At 61.9% G+C, this 25,275-nt stretch carries 22 protein-coding genes and 1 other RNA gene; 13 read left to right on the forward strand and 10 right to left on the reverse strand.

Going from position 1 to position 25,275, the window contains the following annotated elements; all coding sequences use genetic code 11:
• Positions 1-79: 79 nt before the first annotated feature.
• The 6 genes from FW760_RS18150 to FW760_RS18175 form a co-directional block, all read right to left on the reverse strand.
• Complete coding sequence (locus FW760_RS18150; RefSeq protein WP_446443918.1) at positions 80-1,285, reverse strand: tyrosine-type recombinase/integrase; 1,206 nt, start codon at positions 1,283-1,285, stop codon at positions 80-82.
• 173 nt (positions 1,286-1,458) lie between these two features.
• Positions 1,459-1,850: a transfer-messenger RNA gene (ssrA, locus tag FW760_RS18155) on the reverse strand.
• Positions 1,851-1,951: 101 nt separating this feature from the next.
• A complete protein-coding gene (locus tag FW760_RS18160; RefSeq protein ID WP_043863844.1) occupies positions 1,952-2,233 on the reverse strand; it encodes a hypothetical protein in 282 nt (93 codons plus the stop codon).
• A 147-nt stretch (positions 2,234-2,380) separates the two neighbouring features.
• Entirely contained in the window at positions 2,381-5,191 is a 2,811-nt protein-coding gene (locus FW760_RS18165) for an FAD-binding and (Fe-S)-binding domain-containing protein (RefSeq protein WP_116052279.1), read from the reverse strand.
• Between the two features lie 74 nt (positions 5,192-5,265).
• Positions 5,266-6,411, reverse strand: coding sequence for an FMN-dependent L-lactate dehydrogenase LldD (gene lldD, locus FW760_RS18170; protein WP_043863842.1), 1,146 nt, complete (start codon positions 6,409-6,411; stop codon positions 5,266-5,268).
• A gap of 68 nt (positions 6,412-6,479) precedes the next feature.
• On the reverse strand, positions 6,480-8,147 hold the full coding sequence (locus FW760_RS18175) for a lactate permease LctP family transporter (protein ID WP_043863841.1): 1,668 nt from the start codon (positions 8,145-8,147) through the stop codon (positions 6,480-6,482).
• A gap of 253 nt (positions 8,148-8,400) precedes the next feature.
• Here FW760_RS18175 and FW760_RS18180 point away from each other — a divergent pair, with 253 nt between their 5' ends.
• The gene (locus FW760_RS18180) at positions 8,401-9,168 is read left to right on the forward strand and encodes a GntR family transcriptional regulator (RefSeq protein ID WP_043863840.1); all 768 of its coding nucleotides are present in this window, start codon (positions 8,401-8,403) and stop codon (positions 9,166-9,168) included.
• 99 nt (positions 9,169-9,267) lie between these two features.
• Here the strand turns inward: FW760_RS18180 and smpB are convergent, their stop codons facing one another.
• The gene (gene smpB, locus FW760_RS18185; protein ID WP_043863839.1) at positions 9,268-9,750 is read right to left on the reverse strand and encodes an SsrA-binding protein SmpB; all 483 of its coding nucleotides are present in this window, start codon (positions 9,748-9,750) and stop codon (positions 9,268-9,270) included.
• Positions 9,751-9,920: 170 nt separating this feature from the next.
• Here smpB and FW760_RS18190 point away from each other — a divergent pair, with 170 nt between their 5' ends.
• Positions 9,921-10,355, forward strand: a complete 435-nt coding sequence (locus FW760_RS18190; protein WP_043863838.1) for a type II toxin-antitoxin system RatA family toxin — start codon at positions 9,921-9,923, stop codon at positions 10,353-10,355.
• Positions 10,348-10,659 (forward strand): RnfH family protein, encoded by a 312-nt coding sequence (locus tag FW760_RS18195; RefSeq protein ID WP_078481341.1) that lies wholly within the window; start codon positions 10,348-10,350, stop codon positions 10,657-10,659. Before FW760_RS18190 ends, FW760_RS18195 begins: the two co-directional genes overlap by 8 nt.
• A 57-nt stretch (positions 10,660-10,716) precedes the next feature.
• Here the strand turns inward: FW760_RS18195 and FW760_RS18200 are convergent, their stop codons facing one another.
• Entirely contained in the window at positions 10,717-11,241 is a 525-nt protein-coding gene (locus FW760_RS18200) for an outer membrane protein assembly factor BamE (protein ID WP_043863836.1), read from the reverse strand.
• A gap of 97 nt (positions 11,242-11,338) precedes the next feature.
• Here FW760_RS18200 and fur point away from each other — a divergent pair, with 97 nt between their 5' ends.
• On the forward strand, positions 11,339-11,743 hold the full coding sequence (gene fur, locus FW760_RS18205) for a ferric iron uptake transcriptional regulator (protein ID WP_043863835.1): 405 nt from the start codon (positions 11,339-11,341) through the stop codon (positions 11,741-11,743).
• Between the two features lie 108 nt (positions 11,744-11,851).
• Here the strand turns inward: fur and recN are convergent, their stop codons facing one another.
• Positions 11,852-13,525, reverse strand: a complete 1,674-nt coding sequence (recN, locus tag FW760_RS18210; RefSeq protein WP_054916543.1) for a DNA repair protein RecN — start codon at positions 13,523-13,525, stop codon at positions 11,852-11,854.
• Between the two features lie 229 nt (positions 13,526-13,754).
• On the opposite strand from recN, the gene grpE reads away from it, so the two are divergent.
• The 8 genes from grpE (at position 13,755) to FW760_RS18250 (ending at position 24,097) form a co-directional block, all read left to right on the forward strand.
• A complete protein-coding gene (gene grpE, locus FW760_RS18215; protein ID WP_043863833.1) occupies positions 13,755-14,309 on the forward strand; it encodes a nucleotide exchange factor GrpE in 555 nt (184 codons plus the stop codon).
• A gap of 102 nt (positions 14,310-14,411) precedes the next feature.
• Positions 14,412-16,328: a molecular chaperone DnaK gene (gene dnaK / locus FW760_RS18220; protein WP_116052278.1), complete on the forward strand. Its 1,917-nt coding sequence runs from the start codon at positions 14,412-14,414 to the stop codon at positions 16,326-16,328.
• 192 nt (positions 16,329-16,520) lie between these two features.
• Positions 16,521-17,645 carry a molecular chaperone DnaJ gene (dnaJ, locus tag FW760_RS18225; RefSeq protein ID WP_043863831.1) on the forward strand — a complete coding sequence of 375 codons (1,125 nt, stop codon included), beginning with the start codon at positions 16,521-16,523 and terminating at the stop codon, positions 17,643-17,645.
• 13 nt (positions 17,646-17,658) lie between these two features.
• On the forward strand, positions 17,659-18,462 hold the full coding sequence (gene dapB / locus FW760_RS18230; RefSeq protein ID WP_043863830.1) for a 4-hydroxy-tetrahydrodipicolinate reductase: 804 nt from the start codon (positions 17,659-17,661) through the stop codon (positions 18,460-18,462).
• Positions 18,463-18,729: 267 nt separating this feature from the next.
• A complete protein-coding gene (gene carA / locus FW760_RS18235; RefSeq protein ID WP_043863829.1) occupies positions 18,730-19,866 on the forward strand; it encodes a glutamine-hydrolyzing carbamoyl-phosphate synthase small subunit in 1,137 nt (378 codons plus the stop codon).
• 106 nt (positions 19,867-19,972) lie between these two features.
• Complete coding sequence (carB, locus tag FW760_RS18240) at positions 19,973-23,194, forward strand: carbamoyl-phosphate synthase large subunit (protein ID WP_446443919.1); 3,222 nt, start codon at positions 19,973-19,975, stop codon at positions 23,192-23,194.
• A complete protein-coding gene (gene greA, locus FW760_RS18245; RefSeq protein ID WP_185061966.1) occupies positions 23,191-23,673 on the forward strand; it encodes a transcription elongation factor GreA in 483 nt (160 codons plus the stop codon). Before carB ends, greA begins: the two co-directional genes overlap by 4 nt.
• 28 nt (positions 23,674-23,701) lie before the next feature.
• Positions 23,702-24,097 carry a hypothetical protein gene (locus FW760_RS18250; RefSeq protein WP_043863827.1) on the forward strand — a complete coding sequence of 132 codons (396 nt, stop codon included), beginning with the start codon at positions 23,702-23,704 and terminating at the stop codon, positions 24,095-24,097.
• A 12-nt stretch (positions 24,098-24,109) separates the two neighbouring features.
• Here the strand turns inward: FW760_RS18250 and yhbY are convergent, their stop codons facing one another.
• Positions 24,110-24,418, reverse strand: a complete 309-nt coding sequence (gene yhbY, locus FW760_RS18255) for a ribosome assembly RNA-binding protein YhbY (RefSeq protein WP_038606752.1) — start codon at positions 24,416-24,418, stop codon at positions 24,110-24,112.
• Between the two features lie 101 nt (positions 24,419-24,519).
• Between yhbY and rlmE the strand changes: the two genes are divergently transcribed.
• Positions 24,520-25,143: a 23S rRNA (uridine(2552)-2'-O)-methyltransferase RlmE gene (gene rlmE / locus FW760_RS18260; protein WP_116052277.1), complete on the forward strand. Its 624-nt coding sequence runs from the start codon at positions 24,520-24,522 to the stop codon at positions 25,141-25,143.
• Positions 25,144-25,275 lie beyond the last annotated feature (132 nt).

Below are 25,275 nucleotides of genomic sequence, written 5' to 3' on the forward strand. Positions count from 1 at the left end.
GCAATTCAGCCGGTACTGGAGCGATAAGATAGTGCTCGTATTAGCTTGAAGGCTCGCTGGCTGATGGGGGTGCTTGCATTCAGCGTTTTATCGAGTCCAAAAAGTCGGCCCAGATCTGCATCATTTCACGCCGCTCTGGCAAGAAGCTGGTTCGATCGTACGCACGTCCCAGCGGATTTTTTACCGTGTGAGCGAGCTGATGCTCCAGAAGATCGGGGCGAAACCCCAGCACCTCAGCGCCTATGGTTCTCGCTGTCGCACGAAAGCCGTGCCCTGTCATTTCGTCGCCGCTGATGTCCATGCGGCGTAACGCACTGAGTACTGCATTGTTGGACATCGGCCGGTCGCCTCCTCTTGCTGAGGGGAAGGCGTACCGATGTCTGCCGGTGAGTGGTTTCAGCTCGCGTAGAACAGCGATTGCTTGCTGGCTCAGGGGAACCAAATGATCCGGGCGATCCTGTTTGGTGGCAGTGAGTCCTTTCATCTTGTGGCCGGGAATCAACCACTCGCCAGCATCCAGATTGACCTCGGACCACTCCATGTGCCGCAGGTCTCCAGGCCGGCAGAACAGCAGTGGGGCCAACTTCAACGCACAACAAACAGGCATCGTTCCGCTATAGCTATCCAGTGCTTTGAGCAGTGCCCCGAGTTTTTCAGGATCGGTCACGGCAGCAAAGTGTTTCACTCGCTTGGCTGGGAGCGTACGAGAGAGATTCCCAATCTGGCTGGGTGGGGTGATACCGGCAGCTTCGGCGAACTCGAAAATTTGTTTGTAGATCTGGGCAACACGACGCGCAGTCTCGCGAGCCCCGCGCTTGATGATGCGTTGCAGGTTTTCGACCAGCATGGGTGTACTGAGGCTGCTGATTGGGAGTTTTCCCAACCAGGGGTAGGCATTGAGCTCAAGGCGCTGTCGCACCGTGCGGGTGTACTCCGGATCCCAGGATGATTCGCGAATGGTGAGCCATTGCTTAGCGACCGATTCAAAGGTGTGTTGGTGATCGAGCTGGCTGACCACCTTGGCCATGCGTCTTTGCAGCGAAGGGTCTTGTCCGCCGGCAAGCTGAACACGAGCGTCATCACGTTTGCGACGGGCCTCCTGCAGGCCGACCTCTGGGTAAACGCCAAGAGCCAGGCGTTTTTCCTTTCCCAGAAAACGGTATTTCAAGCGCCAGTAGCGACCTCCGTTGGGCTGCACTTCAAGGTACAGACCCTGTTCGTCGTATAGCCGATAAGGCTTGTCCTGGGGCTTGGCGTTGCGGCAGTTGGTATCTTTCAGGGGCATTGGGGGCACATCCTCTCCGAGCGAGCTGATGAGCGTTTTATGCCCCCATATATGCCCCCGTCAACCGTGGGATGCCCTGGGATCAGGTGGGAAAACGCGGGCAAGAAAAAAGCCGTAAAGCTTTGATTTCTCTAGGCTTTACGGCTTTTTTGGGTCTTCCTGGGAAGACTAAATGGTGGAGCCGGGGGGATTTGAACCCCCGTCCGCCAGTACTCCGCTGTCGGTACTACATGCTTAGCCGTGTCTATTGAGTTAATCCGCAGCCGCCCGACGGGCAGGGTGCTTTGGACGAGTTGGGTAAGTTTTAGTCGCTTTGCCCCCAACGTGCTACACGACGATCCTGTTCTGTATGACAATCACTTCGGGTTTACAGGCATCCCCTAGTGATTGCTGGAGCCGAAGCTACCAGGAGAGCGGGCTCGGCTGCTTACGCAGCGAGAGCGTAACCCTCGTAGTTTTCGTCATTGGCAACTATAGAAAGTTGCAACAGTGGATTTACGAGTTCTGTTACCAACTCGGCATGCACCTAGAGTTTCATCACCGGCGTCGAATCCTAATCGGCCCCATTTTTTACTGCTCTAGCGCTAGCACCGTTTCGGGTGCATGTGACGGAGTATACGCCATCGGTCGGGCGACGTCGACTACCGGTCCGGTCGCCCACCGAGGTTACTGACCGTTGCCGCCCTTGTCGGTCTTCTCGAGGCGCGACAGCACCTTGGCGCTGATGGTGATGCAATCCTTGTCGTTGCCCGCCGCCTGCGCGGCCTTGGCGTCAGCCACGTGCTGCTTCAGCGCATCGTCCAGCCCTTCGGAGGTCGCGCCCATGGTTGCCATCTGGTCGTCGATCTTCTGCAGGTTGCTGGTACACAGGTCTTTATCCGCCGCGAACACAGGCGAGGCTAGCAGTGCGGCGCTGAGGAACAGTCCGGTAATCGCAGTACGCTTCATGTGAATCTCCTTGGCTGGGAAGGCCTCAGGATAAGGGGCCTATTTGCATGGACTGCGGCCGATGCCAGGGGTTCAGACGGATGTTGTGGCAGATGGCCTGTTCGCCGGCAAGGCCAGCTCCTGCAGGTTCGCAGGAGCCGCCTTGGCTCACAGCGCCCTGGCTCTGGTCACCCGGTCCACCAGGTACACCAGGCCGTGATAGTCGATGCCGCCATGCTCGCTCAGGCCGATTTCACAGGTGCGGCTGGTGGAGATGCCTTCGCTGCAGTACTGCACGGCGTCCTTTAGGCTGCGCAGTGAATGTGCGTTCAGTTCGGGGGTGGTGAAGCCCTTGTCGCCGGCGAACCCGCAGCAGTGGATGCCCTCGGGTATCACCACCTCTTTGCTGCAACGCCGTGCCAGGTCGATCAGCGCCTGGCTCTCGCCCAGGTGCTGGGTGCTGCAGGTCACGTGCACGGCAATGGGTGCGTCCTGCGGGGTGAACTCCAGCTTGTCCACCAGGTGGGTGCGGATGAAGCGCACCGGGTCATACAGGTCCAGGCGCGAGTCCTTGAGGTCTTGCACCAGGCGCAAGGTGCACGGGCTGGTGTCGCAGTAGATCGGGTCGAGCCCGCCGCGGCTGGCATGCAGCAGCGCGCCAATCAGTTCCTGGCGCTTGTGCTCGGCCTGTTCGGCATAGCCCTTGGAGGCGAACGGCTGGCCGCAGCACAGGCTGTCCTGGTTCTCGGGGAACACCACCTGGTAGCCGGCCTTTTCCAGCAGGCCGCGGGTCTTGTCCAGCAGCGAGGTCTGTTCGCGATCGCCAGCGGCCGGGCCCATGACGCGCGATACGCAGGCTGCCAGGTACACCACGCGGGGCCGCGCATCGTTGCTCGCCGGGCTGAACTGGATGGGCTGCAGGGGCTGCGGCATGGCCGGCGTCCAGAGCGGCAGGCGGCCGTTGCTGGCTTTGCTCAACGACTGGCTGATGCGGGCCAGCCGTGGCGCGCCCAACAGGCGGCGGGCACCGTTGGCTGCGCGCAGGGTGAGGCGGGCGCCGCTTAGCGCGGTGTGGAAATGCTCCGCCAGCCAGTCGGCTGTCTTCACGTGGCTGGCAGCCTGGGCGCGCAGTTTCTTCACCAGTTCGCCGGTGTTGATGCCTACCGGGCAGCGCTGGGCGCACAAGCCGGTGGCGGCGCAGGTGTCGATGCCCTGGTACTGGTAGTCGCGTTCAAGCGCGGTGGTATCGACCCCGGCCCGCTTCTTGGCCTGGATGTCGCGCCACATCACGATGCGCTGGCGCGGGCTCAGGGTCAGCCCCTTGGACGGGCATACCGGTTCGCAGAAGCCGCACTCGATGCACTTGTCGACGATCTCGTCGGCGGCCGGCAACGGCTTGAGGTTCTTAAGGTGGATCTGCGGGTCGTTGCTGAGTACCACATCCGGGTTGAGGATACCGTTGGGGTCGAGCAGGCGCTTGAGCGTCCACATCAGCTGGTAGGCATCGTGGCCCCATTCCAGTTCGACGAACGGCGCCATGTTGCGCCCGGTGCCATGTTCGGCCTTGAGCGAACCGCCGAATTCGACGGCCACCAGGTGCGCCACGTCGTCCATGAACGCCTGGTAGCGGGCGACCTCTTCGGTACTGTTGAAACCCTGGGTGAACACGAAGTGCAGGTTGCCCTCCAGCGCATGGCCGAACAGGATGGCTTCGTCATAGTGGTGCCGCTCGAACAGCTCGATCAGGCGGTTGACGCCGATGGCCAGTTGCTCGACCGGGAAGGTCACGTCTTCGATGATGACCGTGGTGCCGGTCTTGCGCACGGCGCCGACGGCCGGGAAGGTGTCCTTGCGGATGGCCCAGAGCTTGGCGTTTTCCTTGGCGTCTTCGGTGAAGTCGACCTGTTTCTCGACCGGAAATTGCGCCAGCGAGGCCATGATCAGGCCCAGCTGCTCGTGCAGCAGTGTCTGGGTGGCAGCGCGGGACTCGATCAGCAGGGCGCAGGCACCCTCGGACAGCTGCTGCACGAAGGCCGGCATGCCGGGCTTGTCCTGCACCGAGCGCAGGCTGCGCCGGTCGAGCAGTTCCACGGCCGATACCGGCTGGCTTTTCAGCACGGTGACGGCGGTGCAACAGGTTTCCACGTCCGGGAACACGATCAGCGCCGACGCCTTGTGCGGGTGATCGATCACGGTGTCGTAGGTAACCGCGCTGATGAAGCCCAGTGTGCCCTCGGAGCCCACCAGCAGGTGGTTGAGGATGTCCAGTGGCTGGTCGTAGTCGACCAGGGCGTTGAGCGACAGGCCGGTGGTGTTCTTGAGCCGGTACTTGTGGCGGATTTTCGCGGCCAGTTCGGTGTTGGCGCGGGTCTCGCGGCCCAGGCGCGCGAGCGATTCGAGCAGGTCGGCATGGCTGCTCTGGAAGGCCGCGACGCTGGCCGGGTCTTCACTGTCCAGGCGGGTACCGTCGGCCAGCACCAGGCGCAGGCCGGCCAGGGTGTGGTAGGTGTTCTGGGCGGTGCCGCAGCACATGCCACTGGCGTTGTTGGCAACGATGCCGCCGATCTTGCAGGCGTTGATGGACGCCGGGTCGGGGCCGATCTTGCGTCCGAACGGCGCCAGCCAGGCGTTGGCCTGGGCGCCGATCACGCCAGGTTGCAGGCGGATCTGCCGGCCTTGCTCGCGAATCTCGCGACCGTTCCAGTTGTCGCCCAGCACGATCAGCACCGAGTCGCTGATGGCCTGGCCCGACAGGCTGGTGCCGGCGGCGCGGAAGGTCACCGGCACGCGGTCGCGCTGGGCCAGCTGGAGCAGGCCCACCACTTCGTCTTCGCTTTCCACGCGCACCACCAGCTTGGGGATCAGCCGGTAGAAGCTGGCGTCGGTACCGAAGGCCAGGGTAGACGTGGGGTCGTCGAAGCGGCGCTCACGGGGGATCAGGCGTTCAACCGAGTCGAGAAACGCGGTGGGCAGGCTCATGCAAACTCCTCGCGGGGCCACGGCGTCTATCGCGCCGCGTGCCCCGGACAATCAGGCGGTGATGGGGCAGGCGGTCAGGCGCCGAATTCGCGTACCAGCGAATCGCGAGTGATCTCGCTGATGGACTTGGCGCCGGTCAGCACCATGGCCACGCGCATTTCCTTTTCGAACAGGTCGAGCAGGTTCTTCACGCCGGCTTCGCCTGCGGTGGCGAGGGCATAGAGGAAGGCACGGCCGATCAGTACGGTGTCTGCGCCCAGAGCGATCATGCGCACCACGTCCAGGCCGCTGCGGATACCGGAATCGGCAAGGATCTTCAGGTCGCCCTTGACCGCATCGGCGATGGCCGGCAGGGCACGGGCGCTGGACAGCACGCCGTCGAGCTGGCGACCGCCGTGGTTGGACACCACGATGCCGTCGGCACCGAACTTCACGGCGTCGCGCGCGTCGTCCGGGTCGAGAATACCCTTGATCACCATCGGGCCATCCCAGAACTCGCGGATCCATTCCAGGTCTTTCCAGGAAATCGACGGGTCGAAGTTGGCGCCCAGCCAGCCGATGTAGTCGGCCAGGCCGGTGGGGCTGCCGCGGTATTTGGAGATGTTGCCAAGGTCGTGGGGCTTGCCCAGCAGGCCTACATCCAGCGCCCACTGGGGGTGGGTCATGGCCTGCCACATGCGCCGCAGCGGTGCGTTAGGGCCGCTCATGCCGGAGTGGGCGTCACGGTAGCGTGCGCCGGGTACGGGCATGTCCACGGTGAACACCAGGGTAGTCACGCCGGCGGCCTTGGCACGCTCCAGGGCATTGCGCATGAAGCCGCGGTCCTTGAGCACATAGAGCTGGAACCACATGGGCCGGTCGATGGCCGGGGCCACTTCCTCGATCGGGCACACGGACACGGTCGACAGGGTGAAGGGGATGCCCTTGGCCGCCGCGGCACGTGCCGCCTGCACCTCGCCGCGCCGGGCGTACATGCCGGTCAGGCCGACCGGTGCCAGGGCCACGGGCATGCTTAGGGTTTCATCGAACAGGCGGGTCTCGAGGCTGAGCTCGGACATGTTCTTCAGAACGCGCTGGCGCAGGGCGATGCTGGCCAGGTCTTCGACGTTGTGGCGCAGGGTGTACTCGGCGTAGGCGCCGCCGTCGGCGTAGTGGAACAGGAAGGGCGGCAGCTTGCGTTGGGCTGCGGCGCGGTAGTCGGTAGAGGCTGAAATGATCATGGTGTCTCGCAGCGTCGGTTGAAAGGGGCAGCTGCCGGGCGCCCTTGGGGCGCCCGGCCTCTTTCACTTTAGTGAACCAGCATGCCGGTCAGCCAGTACGCCTGGATCAAGGTGATCAGGCCGACGATGGTGGCGAAGAACAAGCTGTGCTTGAGGGTGAAGCGGAACAGGTCCGACTCTTTGCCAACCAGCCCGGTGGCCGCGCATGCCACGGCGATGGACTGTGGCGAGATCATCTTGCCGGTAACGCCGCCGCTGGTGTTGGCGGCCACCAGCAGGGTGTCGTTGACCCCGATCTGGTGCGCGGTGGTGGCCTGCAGCGAACTGAACAGCGCGTTGGACGAAGTGTCCGAACCGGTCAGGAACACGCCCAGCCAGCCAAGGAACGGCGAGAAGAACGGGAACGCTGCGCCGGTGCCGGCCAGTACCAGGGCCATGGTCGACGACATGCCCGAGTAGTTGGTGACGAAGGCAAAGGCCAGCACCATGCCGATCGACAGGATCGGCCAGCGCAGTTCGAAGAAGGTTTCCTTCAGCGTGGTCAGGCCGGTCTTGAAGTTGATCTTCAGCACCAGCATCGACAGCAGCGCGGAGAAGAAGATCGCGGTACCGGTGGCCGAGATCGGGTCGAGCTTGAACACCGCCGGCATGGCGGTCGGGGCGGCGACGATCGGCGCGGTCTTGATCACCAGCTGGTCAAGGTGCGGGATGGCGAAGTTGAACACCCAGCTGTACATCGAACCACCGGCGGCAAAGGCTGCCTTGAATGGCTTGAGGGTCCAGATGGTGACCAGCACGGTGAGGATCAGGAACGGCGACCAGGCCTTGAAGATCTCGCCAAAGCTGTATGGCGAAGGCTGGCTGCCGCCACCGTTGACCACGGCTGCACCAACGCTGCCGGTGGCGGTGGTCATCGAGCGCTTGGGCTGCCAGACCTTGAGGAACAGGGTCAGGGAGATCAGGCTGGCCAGTGCCGAGGTGATGTCCGGCAGTTCCGGGCCGATGAAGTTGGAGGTGAAGTACTGGGTGACGGCGAAGCTCAGGCCGGCCACCAGGGCTGCAGGCCAGGTCTCCTTGACGCCGCGCAGGCCGTCCATCATGAACACCAGCCAGAACGGCACGAACAGCGACAGCAACGGCAATTGACGACCGGTCATGGCGCCGATCTTGAAGGCGTCGATACCGGTGACCTGGCCGGCCACGATGATCGGGATACCCAGGGCGCCGAAGGCCACCGGGGCAGTGTTGGCGATCAGGCACAGGCCGGCGGCGTACAGCGGGTTGAAACCCAGGCCCACCAGCAGTGCAGCGGTAATGGCCACGGGTGCGCCGAAGCCTGCCGCGCCTTCCAGGAAGGCGCCGAAGCAGAAGCCGATCAGCAGAACCTGCAGACGCTGGTCGTCGGTGATCGACAGCACCGAGCTGCGGATCACTTCGAACTGGCCACTCTTGACCGTCAGTTTGTACAGGAACACCGCCGCGACGATGATCCAGGCGATGGGCCACAGGCCATAGGCAAAACCGTACCCGGCAGCAGCCAGGGCCATGTCGGCGGGCATCTGGAAGGCGAAGATGGCGACCAGGATCGACAGCGCTAGCGTGATGCTGCCTGCCACATGACCCTTGAGGCGGAACACGGCCAGCGCCAGGAAGAAGAACACGATAGGGATGACTGCCGCCAGGGCGGACAGGCCGAGACTACCAAGCGGGCTATAGAGTTGTTGCCAGGTTTGCATATGGGGTGGCCCCTAATTGTTGTTGGTCATGCAGTGGCATTGGCTAATTGGTCATACCAATTTACAATGTCGAGCCGCTAGGTTAAGAGCCCTGTGGTGGGTGTGTCAATTTGCCCCGCTAAAACTTTCGTCGGACGGTTGAAAAAAGGTCGGCTGAGCGGCTTCGAAATTCGCCAACTGGTGGGTGTGGCGTGGGCACCGATAGGCCAAAATAGGCGGCCCCGAACGAACTCGGGATTGTGGAGAGCATGTGATGGTTTTCAACCAGGTCCGCCAACGCCGTTTGTCCGACGATATCGTCGAGCGGCTTGAGGGGATGATTCTTGAAGGCACCTTGACCGCCGGTGAGCGGTTGCCGGCCGAGCGGCAACTGGCCGAGCAGTTCGGGGTGTCACGCCCGTCGTTGCGCGAGGCGATCCAGAAGCTGGTAGCCAAGGGCATGCTGGTGAGCCGACAGGGCGGCGGCAATTATGTTGCCCAGTCGATGGGTTCGACGTTCAGCGACCCCTTGTTGCAATTGCTGGAGAACAATCCGGAGGTCGAACGCGACCTGCTGGAGTTTCGTCATACGCTGGAGGCGTCGTGTGCCTATTACGCCGCATTGCGTGCCACCGCGGTGGATCGCGAGCGGTTGAAGGTGGCGTTCGATGCGCTGCAGGACTGTTATGCGCGTGCCGATGAGGTGAGCCGCGCCGAGGAAGGGGCGGCGGATGCGTCGTTCCACCTGGCGATTGCCGAGGCCAGCCATAACGCGGTGCTGCTGCATACCATTCGCGGGTTGTTCGACCTGCTCAAGCGCAACGTGGTGACCAACATCGGCGGTATGTACAAGCAGCGCAGCGAGACCCGCGACATGCTGATTGCGCAGCACCGGGACCTGTACCTGGCGATTGTCGAAGGGCGTGCGCAGGATGCACGGGAGGTGTCGAGCCAGCACATTCTGTATGTGCAGGAGGTGCTCGAAGAGGTGCGTCAGGAAGTGCAGCGGGTCGCGCGGGCAGAGCGGCGCAACGGGCGCTAGACAAGCGTTGCGGCTTTCGCCGGCAAGGCCGGCTCCTACAGGGTTTCGCTTGGCCTGTAGGAGCCGGCCTTGCTGGCAAAGTGGCTAGAGCAGGCGTGCCTACTCGTCGCGGCCCTTGCTGCGCACGGCGCGCTGCAACTCGCGATCGGAATCACGCTCGCGCTGGGTATCGCGCTTGTCGTATTCCTTCTTGCCCTTGCCCAGGGCAATCTCGCACTTGATCAAGTGCTTGCTCCAGTACATCGACAAGGCCACGCAGGTATAGCCCTTCTGCTGTACGCCCACGAACAGGCGCTCCAGCTCGCGGCGATTGAGCAGCAGTTTACGGGTACGGGTCGGGTCGGCGATCACGTGGGTGCTGGCCGCGGTCAGGGGGGTGATATGGCAACCCATCAGCCATGCTTCACCGTCCTTGAGCAGCACGTAGCTGTCCACAAGATGCGCCTTGCCGGCACGCAGACTTTTTACTTCCCAACCGGACAGGACCAATCCGGCCTCGAACTTGTGCTCGATGAAGTAATCGTGACGCGCCTTTTTATTCTGCGCGATGGTCCCTGTCGGATGCTTCTTTTGTTTAGCCATAGGGGCGGCATTATAGGCAGTCGTCGCGCTGTCGGCTACGGGGTAGCGGTACGCTTGAGCCGTTGGAGTGAATCCCGGACAATACGCGCTGTTTTTCCTCTTGATGCGCTATGTGGCGCCCCTCGGCATTCGCATCGTGTTTACCGCTCAGCTTTGGAAGTGACGCCTGGATGACTACCCATATTCAACGTTCGGCACTGTTGCCGTACCCCGCTCAGGCGCTGTATGACCTGGTGAATGACGTCGCCCGCTATTCGGAATTTCTGCCGTGGTGCTCCTCCAGCACGGTGCTGGAGCAGAGCGAGACCCTGATGCGTGCGCGAGTCGAGGCGGCCAAGGGCGGCATGAGCCAGAGTTTTGTAACGCGAAATGAGTTGGTGCCAGGGCAGTCCATCGAGATGAACCTTGAGGAGGGGCCGTTCAATCAGCTGCACGGGCTGTGGACGTTCAAGGCACTCGGTGACAAGGCCTGCAAGATCAGCCTGGACCTGTCGTTCGATTACGCCGGGCCGCTGGTGCGCGCCACCCTGGGGCCGATCTTCAACCAGGCGGCCAACACCCTGGTGGATGCGTTCTGCCAGCGGGCCAAGCAACTCAATGGCTGAGCCGATGCTGCCCATCGAAGTGGTCTACGCCACCGCCGAGCAGCAGCTGTTGCTGGCGCTGGAGGTGCCAGCGGGTACGTCGGTGAGCGAGGCGGTTCGCTTGTCGGGCATCGCCGGGCAGTTGCCGGGCGTGTCGATCGGGGATTGCCCGATGGGTATCTTTGGCAAGGTGGTTGCGTCGCAGCATCCGGTCGAGGCTGGTGATCGGATCGAGCTGTATCGGCCGCTGCTGATCGACCCCAAGGAGGTGCGCAAACAGCGCGCGGCCAAGGTAGCCAGGGTGTTCAAGAAGGCCAAGCGGTGAAACGCCGCGCAATAAAAAGCCCGGAATGATCCGGGCTTTTTATTGCCTGCGCCTTGCTTACTGCGGCGAGGTGTCCAGCGGTTCCGGCACTGGAACCGGGATGACTTCGATGGTATCGACGTCGCGCTGGATCGTGTCTTCCAGCGAGCCAGGCTTGGCGGGGGCTTCCTGCTTGGCAGGTGTCTCGCCTTCGGCAGGGCTGACAGTGGTGCCCGCTGCACCGCCAAGGATTTCCTGATCGCGGCTCACGCCCGGCATGAAGTCACCCGACAGGCTGGCGAGCTGGTCGTTCTCGTTGAAGAACACGCTCATCCGTTCCTGCTGGCGCTCGCCCCCACCTGGTTGCAGACTGTACAGGTAGTCCCAACGGTTGGTGTGGAAGGTGTCCTGGATCAGAGGGTTGCCCATGATAAACCGTACTTGCCGGCGGGTCATTCCCGGCCGCAATTGGTCTATCATGTCCTGCGTGACGACATTGCCCTGCTGGATGTCGATTTTGTAAACCCCGGGGAACGAGCAACCGGCGAGTGCGAGCAGTCCCACAAAGGTGAGGCTGGTTAGCAAGAGCTTGGTGTTTTGCATCGGTGGGCGACTTCCACTATCTTGGCTGGACAACGTAAACCCCGATCATACCCGTATTCAGAGAAGCTGCGAAGCAGCATCGGCGAGAAAGCTGACCATGGTTGAAAATAGCGAATTACGCAAAGCCGGTCTCAAGGTGACCCTGCCTCGAGTCAAGATTCTACAGATGCTCGACTCCACCGAGCAGCGCCACATGAGTGCTGAAGACGTCTACAAGGCGTTGATGGAGGCAGGCGAGGACGTCGGTCTGGCCACGGTTTACCGTGTTCTGACCCAGTTCGAGGCGGCAGGTCTTGTCGTTCGTCACAACTTCGACGGCGGTCATGCAGTGTTTGAACTGGCCGACGGCGGCCACCACGACCATATGGTCAACGTGGAGTCTGGCGAAGTCATCGAGTTCTTCGATGCTGAAATTGAAAAGCGTCAGAAGGAAATCGTGCTGGAGCACGGCTACGAGTTGGTAGATCACAATCTCGTGCTGTACGTGCGCAAGAAAAAGTAAGCACTTTGCTTTGAATTGCACGGCATTGAAGGCGACCCTGGGGTCGCCTTCGTGCTTTGTGGGGGCTGTAATGTTTTACGCCGGCAAGGCCGGCTCCTGCGGGGGCACTCAGGCTTTGCTGGTGACGACCATCTTTCTGGCATGCGCCAGCGATTCCTTGGTCAGGTCGATGCCGCCCAGCATGCGCGCCACCTCTTCGACCCGCTCGCGTTTGCCCAGGCTCGCCACCGCCGTATGGGTCGCATCGCTGTTGCGCACCTTGTGCACGAACAGGTGATGGTGGCCCTGCGCGGCAACCTGCGGCAGGTGGGTGACCGTCAATACCTGCCCACGCTCGCCCAGGCGACGCAACAGCTGCCCCACGATTTCAGCAGTCGGGCCGCCGATACCCACGTCGACTTCGTCGAACACCAGGGTCGGAATGCGCGAGGTCTGAGCGGTAATGACCTGGATCGCCAGGCTGATCCGTGACAATTCACCCCCGGAAGCCACCTTGGCCAGTGCCTTGAGCGGCTGGCCGGGGTTGGCGCTGACCAGCAGTTCGACCTGCTCCAGGCCCTGGGGCAACAAGTCTTCGCCACTGTTGGGGCGAAGTTCGATGCTGAAGCGTCCGCCAGGCATGCCCAGGCGCTGAATCTCAAGCTCCACCGCGCCAGCCAGCTGGGTCGCGGCCTGCTGGCGCAGGCGGCTCAGCTCCGAGGCCTTTTCCTGGTAATGACGGGCAAAGGCGGCAAGTTCGTCACCCAGTCGGGCAATGGACTCGTCGTTGGCGTTGAGGCCTTCGAGCTCCTCCATCAGGCGTTGCTGCAGGTCGGCCAGCTCGCTGGGGTGCACGCGGTGTTTGCGCGCCAGGGTGTACAGGGCGTCGAGACGTTCTTCCAGCTGCTGCAGCCGCGCGGGGTCGGCGTCGAAATGGTCGAGAAAGCGGTTGAGCTCGCCCACTGCTTCTTCTACCTGAATCTGCGCACTGGCGATCATGTTGGCCGCCTCGGCCAGCGCCTTGGGGGCATTCTGTACGGCGGTCAGGCGATTGAGGCTGACGGTCAGCGCACTGAGCACATTGCCCGAGTCGCTCTCGCTGCAATGGTCGATGACCTGGCGGCAGATACCGAACAGGGCCTCTGCATTGGTCAGGTTCTTGTGTTCCTGTTCCAGCAGCTCAAGTTCGTTTTCGCCCAGGTTGAGGTTTTCCAGCTCTTCGAGCTGATAGCTGAGCAACTGGTGCTGCGCGCGCTGTTCGTCCCCGGAATTGCTCAGCCGCTCGAGCTCCTGGCGGGTCTGCCGCCAGCGCTGCGCCGCCAGCTGCACCTGGCGTGCAAGGTCGGTGGCGCCGGCGTATTCGTCGAGCAGGCGGCGATGGGTGTCGGTCTTCAGCAGCGACTGGTGTTCGTGCTGGCTGTGGATGTCGATCAGCAGCTCGCCCAGGGCCTTGAGGTCGCCCAGCGGGCAAGGCGTGCCGTTTATATAGCCGCGGCTGCGGCCTTCGGCGGTGATCACCCGACGCAGTATGCACGGGCCGTCGGTGTCCAGGTCGCGCTCGGCCAGCCAGGTACGGGCCTCGGGAATGTCGCCCAGGTCGAAGGTGGCCAGGATGTCGGCCTTGTCTGCCCCGGGGCGCACCACGCCGCTGTCGGCGCGATCACCCAGGGTGAGGCCGAGGGCATCGAGCATGATCGATTTGCCGGCCCCGGTTTCACCGGTGATGACGCTCATCCCGCGGGCGAGTTCGAGGTCCAGGTGTTCGACGATGGCGTAGTTGTGTACGGAAAGATGCACCAGCATTGGGGCGGCTCCCAGGCGTAAAGTCTGGTTATTTATACAGTGTTTTTAAAACCCCTGACAATGCTTGTGCTTAGTTTGATTCGGTTGCTCGGTGAGGGTTTTGATCGCAAGGGGTTATGAGGGTAATGCTGCGGACTGTTCATCAGCCCTTGAAGCTGCATTTTCAGACCCCATATAGCCGGCAGACGTGCGAGTAAGTTCGCTGACGAAATTGCAAAGGAGAGATTTTATGGCTGACGAACAGACGCTGGATGAACAGAATCTGAACGCCGAGGCGGCCGGCGATGAGCTGAGCACGCGCGTGCAGGTGCTCGAAGAGCAACTGGCGGCGGCCCAGGATCAATCCCTGCGCACCGCCGCAGACCTTCAGAACGTGCGCCGTCGCGCCGAGCAGGATGTCGAGAAGGCGCACAAGTTCGCCCTTGAGAAATTCGCTGGTGACCTGTTGCCGGTGATCGACAGCCTTGAGCGCGGCCTGGAGCTGTCCAGCGCCGAAGACGAGAGCATCCGCCCGATGCGTGAAGGCATCGAGCTGACCCTGAAGATGTTCCACGACACCCTCAAGCGCTACAACCTCGAGGCGATCGACCCGCACGGCGAACCGTTCAACGCCGAACTGCACCAGGCCATGGCCATGCAGGAGAGTGCAGACGTCGAGCCCAACAGCGTGCTCAAGGTGTTCCAGAAGGGCTACCAGCTCAATGGGCGTCTGCTGCGCCCGGCCATGGTCGTGGTCAGCAAGGCTCCGGCTCCGGTTTCGCCCTCGATTGACGAGAAGGCTTGAAATTAGCCTGGCGGCCCCCATTTAAGTGTCAAGCGTTTAAGTGCTACCGCAGTTGGCAACCACCGCTGCGGCAACCAAATCCAAAGTTTCGGGAGAGTTAACATGGGCAAAATTATCGGTATCGACCTGGGGACCACCAACTCCTGTGTCTCCATTCTGGAAAACGGCAACGTCAAGGTCATCGAGAACGCCGAAGGCGCTCGTACCACCCCTTCGATCATTGCCTACGCCAATGACGGCGAGATCCTGGTCGGCCAGTCGGCCAAGCGTCAGGCGGTGACCAACCCGCACAACACCCTGTACGCGGTAAAGCGTCTGATCGGCCGTCGTTTTGACGAAGAAGTCGTTCAGAAAGACATCCAGATGGTCCCTTACAAGATCGTCAAGGCTGACAACAACGACGCCTGGGTGGAAGTGAACGGCCAGAAGATGGCTCCGCCTCAGATCTCGGCTGAAATTCTGAAAAAGATGAAGAAAACCGCCGAAGACTATCTCGGCGAGGCAGTGACCGAAGCGGTCATCACCGTACCTGCCTACTTCAACGACAGCCAGCGTCAGGCTACCAAGGACGCCGGTCGCATTGCCGGTCTGGACGTCAAGCGCATCATCAACGAACCGACCGCAGCCGCACTGGCCTACGGTATGGACAAGGCCAAGGGTGATCACACCGTGATCGTCTACGACCTGGGTGGCGGTACCTTCGACGTGTCGGTGATCGAGATCGCTGAAGTCGACGGCGAGCACCAGTTCGAAGTACTGGCTACCAACGGCGACACCTTCCTGGGTGGTGAAGACTTCGACATTCGTCTGATCGACTACCTCGTCGACGAATTCAAGAAAGAAAGCGGCATGAACCTCAAGGGTGACCCGCTGGCCATGCAGCGCCTGAAAGAAGCTGCCGAAAAAGCCAAGATCGAGCTGTCCTCGAGCCAGCAGACCGACGTGAACCTGCCGTACATCACTGCAGACGCCACCGGTCCTAAGCACCTGAACGTGAAGATTTCCCGCGCCAAGCTGGAATCGCTGGTTGAAGACCTGGTTCAGCGCACCATCGAGCCATGCCGCATCGCGCTGAAAGACGCCGGTATCGACGTGAGCAAGATCAACGACGTGATCCTGGTCGGCGGTCAGACCCGCATGCCACTGGTGCAGAAGCTGGTGACCGACTTCTTCGGCAAGGAAGCACGTAAGGACGTGAACCCTGACGAAGCTGTCGCAATGGGTGCTGCCATTCAGGGCGCCGTACTGGCTGGTGACGTGAAAGACGTGCTGCTGCTGGACGTCAGCCCGCTGACCCTGGGTATCGAAACCATGGGTGGCGTGATGACTGCGCTGATCGAGAAGAACACCACCATCCCGACCAAGAAGTCGCAGGTGTTCTCGACGGCCGACGACAACCAGGGCGCCGTGACCATTCACGTGCTGCAGGGCGAGCGCAAGCAAGCAGCGCAGAACAAGTCGCTGGGTAAATTCGACCTGGCCGAGATTCCGCCAGCGCCACGTGGCGTACCGCAAATCGAAGTGACCTTCGATATCGACGCCAACGGCATCCTGCACGTAGGTGCCAAGGACAAGGCGACCGGCAAGCAGCAGTCGATCGTGATCAAGGCCAACTCGGGTCTGTCCGAGGAAGAAATTCAGCAGATGGTGCGTGACGCTGAAGTCAACGCCGAGGAAGACCGCAAGTTCGAAGAGCTGGCCGCTGCCCGCAACCAGGGTGACGCGCTGGTTCACTCGACCCGCAAGATGGTCGCCGACGCCGGTGACAAGGTAACCGCGGACGAGAAGGCTGCTATCGAAGCTGCCGTTGTCGCCCTGGAAGCCGCTGTCAAAGGCGACGACAAGGCTGCCATCGAAGCCAAGGTCGAAGAGCTGTCGAAGGTCTCCGGGCCAGTGGCTCAGAAGATGTACGCCGAGCAGGCCGAACAGCCTCAGGGCGGTGCTCAGCCAGAAGCTGAAGAGCCCAAGCACGACGACGTGGTCGACGCTGAGTTTGAAGAAGTAAAAGACAACAAGTAATAGCTACAGGTTGTCGCCCGGTTGACTGCTGTTCGGCAGTGACTGGTAGGATGTCGCCGCGCGGGGGCTTGCTCCCGCGTTGGCGTGTCTGGAATACCCGAATTTTTACAGCATTCGAGCGCGCTTGAATGCTGGCGGCACAGCGCGGTATGCGCCGAGGTATGCCGAACGTCCTCAAGAGTGCAAAGAATTATGGCAAAGCGTGACTATTACGAGGTTCTGGGAGTCGAGCGCGGCTCGAGCGAGGCCGACCTGAAGAAGGCCTATCGTCGCCTGGCGATGAAGCACCACCCGGACCGTAATCCTGATGACAAGGCCTCGGAAGAGCTGTTCAAGGAAGCCAACGAGGCTTACGAAGTGCTCTCCGATGCCAGCAAGCGTGCTGCGTATGATCAGTATGGCCATGCCGGTGTCGATCCGAGCATGGGTGGTGGCGGTGCCGGTTTCGGTGGCGCCAACTTCTCCGACATCTTTGGTGATGTGTTCAGCGACTTCTTCGGCGGTGGCCGGGGCGGTGGCCGCGGTGGCGCTCAGCGTGGCAGCGACCTGCGCTACACCCTCGAGCTGAACCTGGAGGAGGCCGTGCGCGGCACCACGGTCAACATCCGTGTGCCGACGCTGGTCAACTGCGCACCGTGCGATGGCTCGGGTGCCAAGAAGGGCTCGTCGCCTTCGACCTGCCCGACCTGCGGCGGTATTGGCCAGGTGCGCATGCAGCAGGGCTTCTTCTCGGTGCAGCAGACCTGCCCGCGCTGTCACGGCCAGGGCAAGATCATCACCGATCCGTGCGATTCGTGCCATGGCGAAGGCCGTGTCGAAGAGTACAAGACCCTCTCGGTCAAGGTGCCGGCCGGCGTCGATACCGGTGACCGCATTCGCCTGTCGGGCGAAGGCGAGGCAGGTTCCCAGGGTGGCCCGACCGGCGACCTGTACGTGGTGATCAATGTGCGCGAGCACCCGATCTTCCAGCGCGACGGCAAGCACCTGTACTGTGAAGTGCCGATCAGCTACACCGATGCGGCGCTGGGTGGCGAGCTGGAAGTGCCGACCCTCGATGGCCGGGTCAAGCTGAAGATCCCCGAGGGGACCCAGACCGGCAAGCAGTTCCGTCTGCGTGGCAAGGGCGTTGCGCCGGTGCGTGGCGGTGGCGCGGGCGACCTGATGTGCCGGGTGGCGGTAGAAACGCCGGTCAACCTGAGTCGTCGTCAGCGTGAGTTGCTCGAAGAGTTGCGTGTTTCGCTGGATGGCGACAGCTGCCATTCTCCCAAGGCCAATGGCTGGTTCGAAGGCGTGAAGCGCTTCTTCGGCGATCTGTAAGAAGGAACAGGGCATGCGACGTATAGCGGTAATGGGCGCGGCAGGGCGGATGGGCAAGACCCTGATCGAGGCAGTGCAGCAGACGCCGGGGGCGGGCCTGACCGCCGCCGTGGATCGTCCGGACAGCACGCTGGTCGGGGCCGACGCCGGCGAGCTGGCGGCGCTGGGGCGTATTGGTGTGCCGCTGTCGGGTGATCTGGATCGGGTGGTCGACGAGTTCGATGTGCTGATCGACTTCACCCATCCTTCGGTGACCTTGAAGAACCTGGCGTTCTGCCGCAAGGCGGGCAAGGCGATGGTCATCGGCACCACCGGTTTCAGTGTTGAAGAGAAGCAACTGCTGGCCGAGGCGGGCAAGGACATCCCTATCGTGTTTGCCGCCAACTTCAGCGTTGGCGTCAACCTCAGCCTGAAGCTGCTGGACATGGCGGCGCGTGTGCTGGGCGACGATGTGGACATCGAGATCATCGAGGCCCATCACCGTCACAAGGTGGATGCGCCGTCGGGTACCGCGCTGCGCATGGGCGAGGTGGTGGCCAATGCACTTGGCCGTGACCTGCAGGAAGTGGCCGTGTATGGCCGGGAAGGCCAGACCGGTGCGCGGGACCGCAAGACCATCGGCTTTGCCACCGTGCGTGCCGGTGACGTGGTAGGTGACCATACCGTGCTGTTCGCCGCTGACGGCGAGCGCCTGGAGATCACCCACAAGGCCTCCAGCCGCATGACCTTCGCCAAGGGTGCGGTACGTGCCGCGCTGTGGCTGGATGGGCGTGCGCCGGGCCTGTACGACATGCAGGACGTGCTCGACCTGCGTTGATCGCTGCACCAGGGGCTGCCATGCGGCCCCTTCGCCGGCCTCCCTGGCCGAGCGTTTGGAACAAGCGACTTTCTGTCGCATTCCCATGCCTTTCAGGCACATCAGTGGTAGACCGAAAAAGCCTTTTTCTGTAAGCTACAGCTTTAGTGTGTCCACTAAAAGCGCGCAGATAATTCGACGAAGAAAGCGGGGTGACGTGTCTATACGTCATTCCGCTTTTTTGCAACCTGCGATCGCCCCTTCAGGCTTTATTTTTGGGAGGTCTTCTTGACTAAGCCAGCCATACTCGCCCTTGCCGATGGCAGCATTTTTCGCGGTGAGGCCATTGGAGCCGACGGTCAGACCGTTGGTGAGGTGGTGTTCAACACCGCAATGACCGGCTATCAGGAAATCCTGACTGACCCTTCTTACTCGCAGCAGATCGTTACCCTGACCTACCCGCACATCGGCAACACCGGCACCACGCCGGAAGACGCCGAGTCCGATCGGGTCTGGTCGGCCGGCCTGGTCATCCGTGACCTGCCGCTGATCGCCAGCAACTGGCGCAACACGATGTCGCTGTCCGATTACCTCAAGGCCAACAATGTGGTGGCCATTGCCGGTATCGACACCCGTCGCCTGACCCGCATCCTGCGTGAGAAGGGCGCGCAGAACGGCTGCATCCTGGCTGGCGACAACATTTCTGAAGAGGCGGCCATCGCAGCCGCGCGCGGCTTCCCGGGCCTGAAGGGCATGGACCTGGCCAAGGTCGTCAGCACCAAGAGCCGCTACGAGTGGCGCTCCAGCGTGTGGAACCTGAAGACCGACAGCCACCCGACCATCGACGCCGCCGAGCTGCCGTACCACGTCGTGGCCTACGACTATGGCGTCAAGCTGAACATCCTGCGCATGCTGGTAGAGCGCGGCTGCCGCGTCACCGTGGTGCCGGCGCAAACCCCGGCCAGCGAAGTGCTCGCGCTCAACCCCGATGGCGTGTTCCTGTCCAACGGCCCGGGCGACCCCGAGCCTTGCGACTACGCGATCCAGGCGATCCGCGAAATCCTCGAAACCGAAGTGCCGGTGTTCGGTATCTGCCTGGGCCACCAGCTGCTGGCCCTGGCCTCCGGTGCCAAGACCGTCAAGATGGGTCATGGTCACCACGGTGCCAACCACCCGGTCCAGGACCTGGACACCGGCGTGGTGATGATCACCAGCCAGAACCACGGTTTCGCGGTAGATGAAGCGACCCTGCCAGGCAACGTGCGCGCCATCCACAAGTCGCTGTTCGACGGTACCCTGCAGGGCATCGAGCGCACCGACAAGAGCGCCTTCAGCTTCCAGGGTCACCCTGAGGCGAGCCCGGGCCCGACCGACGTCGCGCCACTGTTTGATCGTTTCATCGATGCCATGGCCAAGCGCCGCTGAGCACCCCCCGGAGGCAGCCCTGAACCGGCACAGGCCGCGTTCAGGCTCCTCGAGTGGATTGTTCGACACAGCTTGCCCACTGACCCGCGGATTTGAGTGACAACCCATGCCAAAACGTACAGACATCAAAAGCATCCTGATTCTCGGCGCCGGCCCGATCGTGATCGGCCAGGCCTGCGAATTCGACTACTCCGGCGCCCAGGCCTGCAAGGCCCTGCGCGAGGAGGGTTTTCGCGTCATCCTGGTGAACTCCAACCCGGCCACTATCATGACCGACCCGGCCATGGCCGACGCCACCTACATCGAGCCGATCAAGTGGCAGTCGGTGGCCAAGATCATCGAGAAGGAGCGCCCTGACGCGCTGCTGCCGACCATGGGCGGCCAGACCGCGCTGAACTGCGCACTGGACCTGGAGCGCGAAGGCGTCCTGGAAAAATTCGGCGTGGAAATGATCGGTGCCAACGCCGACACCATCGACAAGGCCGAAGACCGCTCGCGTTTCGACAAGGCCATGAAGGCCATCGGCCTGGAATGCCCGCGCTCGGGTATCGCCCACAGCATGGAAGAGGCCAATGCGGTGCTCGAGAAGCTGGGCTTCCCGTGCATTATCCGCCCGTCCTTCACCATGGGCGGCACTGGTGGCGGCATCGCCTACAACCGTGAAGAATTCGAAGAAATCTGCGCCCGTGGTCTGGACCTGTCGCCAACCAAGGAACTGCTGATCGACGAATCGCTGATCGGCTGGAAAGAGTACGAGATGGAAGTGGTCCGCGACAAAAAGGACAACTGCATCATTGTCTGCTCCATCGAGAACTTCGACCCGATGGGCGTGCACACCGGTGACTCGATCACCGTCGCACCGGCACAGACCCTGACCGACAAGGAATACCAGATCATGCGCAACGCCTCGCTGGCTGTGCTGCGTGAAATCGGTGTCGAAACCGGCGGCTCCAACGTGCAGTTCGGTATCTGCCCGAACACTGGCCGCATGGTCGTGATCGAGATGAACCCGCGGGTTTCGCGTTCCTCGGCCCTGGCCTCGAAAGCCACCGGCTTCCCGATCGCCAAGATCGCCGCCAAGCTGGCTGTTGGCTACACCCTCGACGAACTGCAGAACGACATCACCGGTGGTCGCACGCCGGCCTCGTTCGAGCCGTCGATCGACTACGTCGTCACCAAGCTGCCACGCTTTGCCTTCGAAAAATTCCCGAAAGCCGATGCCCGCCTGACCACCCAGATGAAATCCGTGGGTGAAGTCATGGCTATCGGCCGCACCTTCCAGGAGTCGCTGCAGAAAGCCCTGCGCGGCCTGGAAGTCGGTGTATGCGGGCTGGACCCGAAAGTGGACCTGGCCAGCCCGGAAGCTGCCAGCATCCTCAAGCGCGAGCTGACCGTGCCGGGCGCCGAGCGTATCTGGTACGTGGCCGACGCCATGCGTTCGGGCATGAGCGTGGATGAAATCTTCGCCCTGACCATGATCGACCGCTGGTTCCTGGTGCAGATGGAAGACCTGATCAAGGAAGAAGAGAAGGTCAAGACCCTGGGCCTGGCCGATATCGACAAGGCACTGATGCTGCGCCTCAAGCGCAAGGGCTTCTCTGACCAGCGCCTGGCCAAGCTGCTGGGCATCACCGACAAGAACCTGCGTCGTCACCGTCACAAGCTCGAGATCTTCCCGGTCTACAAGCGCGTCGATACCTGCGCTGCCGAGTTTGCCACCGACACCGCCTATCTGTACTCCACCTACGAGGAAGAGTGCGAGGCCAACCCGTCGACCCGCGACAAGATCATGATCCTGGGTGGCGGCCCCAACCGTATCGGCCAGGGCATCGAGTTCGACTACTGCTGCGTCCATGCGGCACTGGCCCTGCGTGAAGACGGCTACGAGACCATCATGGTCAACTGCAACCCGGAAACCGTCTCCACCGACTACGATACCTCCGACCGCCTGTACTTCGAGCCGCTGACCCTGGAAGACGTGCTGGAAGTGGTGCGTGTCGAGAAGCCGAAGGGCGTCATCGTGCACTACGGCGGCCAGACTCCGCTGAAACTGGCCCGTGCCCTGGAAGAAGCCGGCGTACCGATCATCGGTACCAGCCCGGACTCCATCGACCGCGCCGAAGACCGTGAGCGCTTCCAGCAGATGGTTCAGCGCCTGAACCTGCTGCAGCCGCCAAACGCCACCGTGCGCAGCGAAGACGAAGCGATTCGTGCTGCCGGCGTCATCGGTTACCCGCTGGTGGTGCGCCCGTCCTACGTACTGGGCGGCCGTGCGATGGAGATTGTCTACGAACTGGACGAACTCAAGCGCTACCTGCGTGAAGCGGTGCAGGTGTCCAACGACAGCCCTGTGCTGCTGGACCACTTCCTCAACTGCGCCATCGAGATGGACGTGGATGCGGTCTGCGACGGCACCGACGTGGTGATCGGCGCGATCATGCAGCACATCGAGCAGGCCGGTGTTCACTCCGGTGACTCGGCATGCTCGCTGCCACCGTACTCGTTGCCTGCCCACGTGCAGGACGAAGTGCGCGACCAGGTCAAGAAGATGGCACTGGAGCTGGGCGTTGTCGGCCTGATGAACGTGCAGCTGGCGCTGCAGGGCGACAAGATCTACGTGATCGAGGTCAACCCGCGTGCTTCGCGTACCGTACCGTTCGTGTCCAAGTGCATCGGCACCTCGCTGGCGATGATTGCGGCTCGCGTCATGGCCGGCAAGACCCTGAAAGAGATCGGTTTCACCCAGGAAATCATTCCGAACTTCTACAGCGTGAAGGAAGCGGTGTTCCCGTTCGCGAAGTTCCCGGGCGTCGATCCGATCCTCGGCCCTGAAATGAAGTCCACCGGTGAAGTCATGGGTGTCGGCGACACCTTCGGCGAAGCCTTCGCCAAGGCCCAGATGGGCGCCAGCGAAGTGCTGCCGACCGGCGGCACCGCGTTCATCAGCGTGCGTGACGACGACAAGCCGCAGGTGGCTGGCGTTGCCCGCGACCTGATCAACCTGGGCTTCGAAGTGGTTGCCACGGCCGGTACCGCCAAGATCATCGAGGCGGCAGGCCTGAAAGTGCGTCGCGTGAACAAGGTGACCGAAGGTCGTCCGCACGTGGTCGACATGATCAAGAACGACGAAGTGTCGCTGATCATCAACACCACCGAAGGTCGCCAGTCGATTGCCGACTCCTACTCGATTCGTCGCAATGCGTTGCAGCACAAGATCTACTGCACCACGACCATTGCGGCCGGTGAAGCCATCTGCGAAGCGCTGAAGTTCGGTCCGGAAAAAACCGTACGTCGCTTGCAGGATCTGCATGCAGGACTCAAAGCATGAGTATTACCAAATACCCGATGACCGTTCAGGGCGCTCGCGCCCTGGAGGAAGAGCATCTCTTCCTGAGCAAGACCGAGCGCCCGCGCCTGAGCCAGGCGATTGGCGAAGCCCGTGAGCTGGGCGATCTCAAGGAAAACGCCGAGTACCACGCTGCCCGTGAAGAACAGGGCATGGTCGAGGCGCGTATCCGCGATATCGAAGGCCGCCTGCAGAACGCGGTAGTGATCGACGTTACCACCATTGCCCACACGGGCAAGGTGATCTTCGGCACCACCGTGGACCTTGAAAACACCGAAACCGGCGATCAGGTGACCTACCAGATCGTTGGTGAGGACGAGGCGGACGTCAAGAACGGCAAGCTCTCGGTCGGTGCTCCGATCGCCCGCGCCATCATCGGCAAGGAAGAGGGTGACACTGTGGTGATCAAGACGCCGAGCGGCACAGTCGAGTACGAGATTGTCGAAGTCCGTCACATTTGATCGCCCGCGCGGCTTTGCCGCGTCGGCAGTGATCTGGCAGCTGGCCCAGGTGCTCTGGGTCGGCGGCGTGTGGATGCTGCATTTTGCGGTACTGCCGGTGCTGGGCCAGATTGGCCTGGCGCCGCTGTTGATCGAAGATTTTGGCGTGCTGGCCGCGTCGCTGCTGGTCGCCTTTGCGGCGGTGGGCTGCGGCGTGCAGGTGCTGGTGCTGATTCAGGCCGAAGGGATGGCCAGCCTGTGGCGAGACATGCGTGGGCAACTGCTGCTGATGGCAGTGGCGGCGTGCGTGATGTATTTCGTCTTGCGGGTTGGCGGGGCGGGGCAGTTGCGTTGGCAGCTGTTCTGCTACCTGGTGCTGGGCCTCAGCGGTTTGCTGCTGGTGCTGCAGCCGCCGCCGGGCAGGGCGCGCAAGGCGCGCCACTGAACGGCGCGAACATCACTTGTAGCGGTGGATGTTCGACAGTTGCTTGTTGGGCTGCGGGTTGCGGCGATAGATCAGTGCCTTCTTGCCGATGGTCTGCACCAGTTCGGCGCGGCCGGCCTTGCACAGTGCGGCAATGGCGGCGGCACGTTCTTCGCGGTCTTCCGAGCGGATCTCTACCTTGATCAGTTCGTGATCGGCCAGGGCGCGCTCGAGTTCGGCGATAACCCCTTCAGTCAGGCCGTTGCCTGCCACAATCAGAACTGGTTTCAGATCGTGGCCAATGGATTTGTACTGTTTCTTCTGCTCGTTATTGAGCGGCATAATCTGACCCTTTGTCTAGATTCTGTAAAAATGGCGGCCATTTTACCCGAGGGCCCGTGGATCCGCCCAGTTAATCACGACCCTTATCATCGAGGTGCCCAGTGGCGCGTTCCAAGACAAGCCTTGGCTGGCTGAAAGAACACTTCAACGATCCTTACGTCAAAAAGGCGCAAAAGGACGGATATCGCTCGCGCGCGAGCTACAAATTGCTCGAAATCCAGGAAAAGTACCGTTTGATCCGCCCTGGCATGAGCGTGATCGATCTGGGCGCGGCGCCCGGTGGCTGGTCGCAGGTGACCAGTCGTCTGATTGGCGGTCAAGGGCGTCTGATCGCCTCCGACATCCTCGAAATGGACAGTATTCCCGACGTTACCTTCATCCAGGGCGACTTTACCCAGGATCAAGTGCTCGCGCAGATTCTCGAGGCGGTCGGTAATTCGCACGTAGACCTTGTGATTTCCGATATGGCCCCCAATATGAGTGGTACGCCCGCTGTGGATATGCCCAAGGCCATGTTCCTGTGCGAGCTGGCCCTTGATCTGGCGACCCGGGTACTCAAGCCGGGTGGCGATTTTCTGATCAAGATCTTTCAGGGCGAGGGGTTTGACGTCTACCTCAAGGACGCCCGCAAGAAATTCGACAAGGTGCAGATGCTCAAGCCCGATTCTTCACGCGATCGCTCCCGCGAGCAGTACATGCTGGGGCGTGGCTACAAGGGCGAGTAGGGCTTCAGGCCGGCAGCTTCCAGGGTATCCGATAGCTATTTCCAATCGGATGTCCTGCCTGACCTGGATGAACATCGTGTAGTCTAGGTTTCACAAAGGGTTACAGACGGCGCCTGCAGACATGTAGGTAAT

This window comes from Pseudomonas sp. 1176_21, assembly GCF_052850635.1.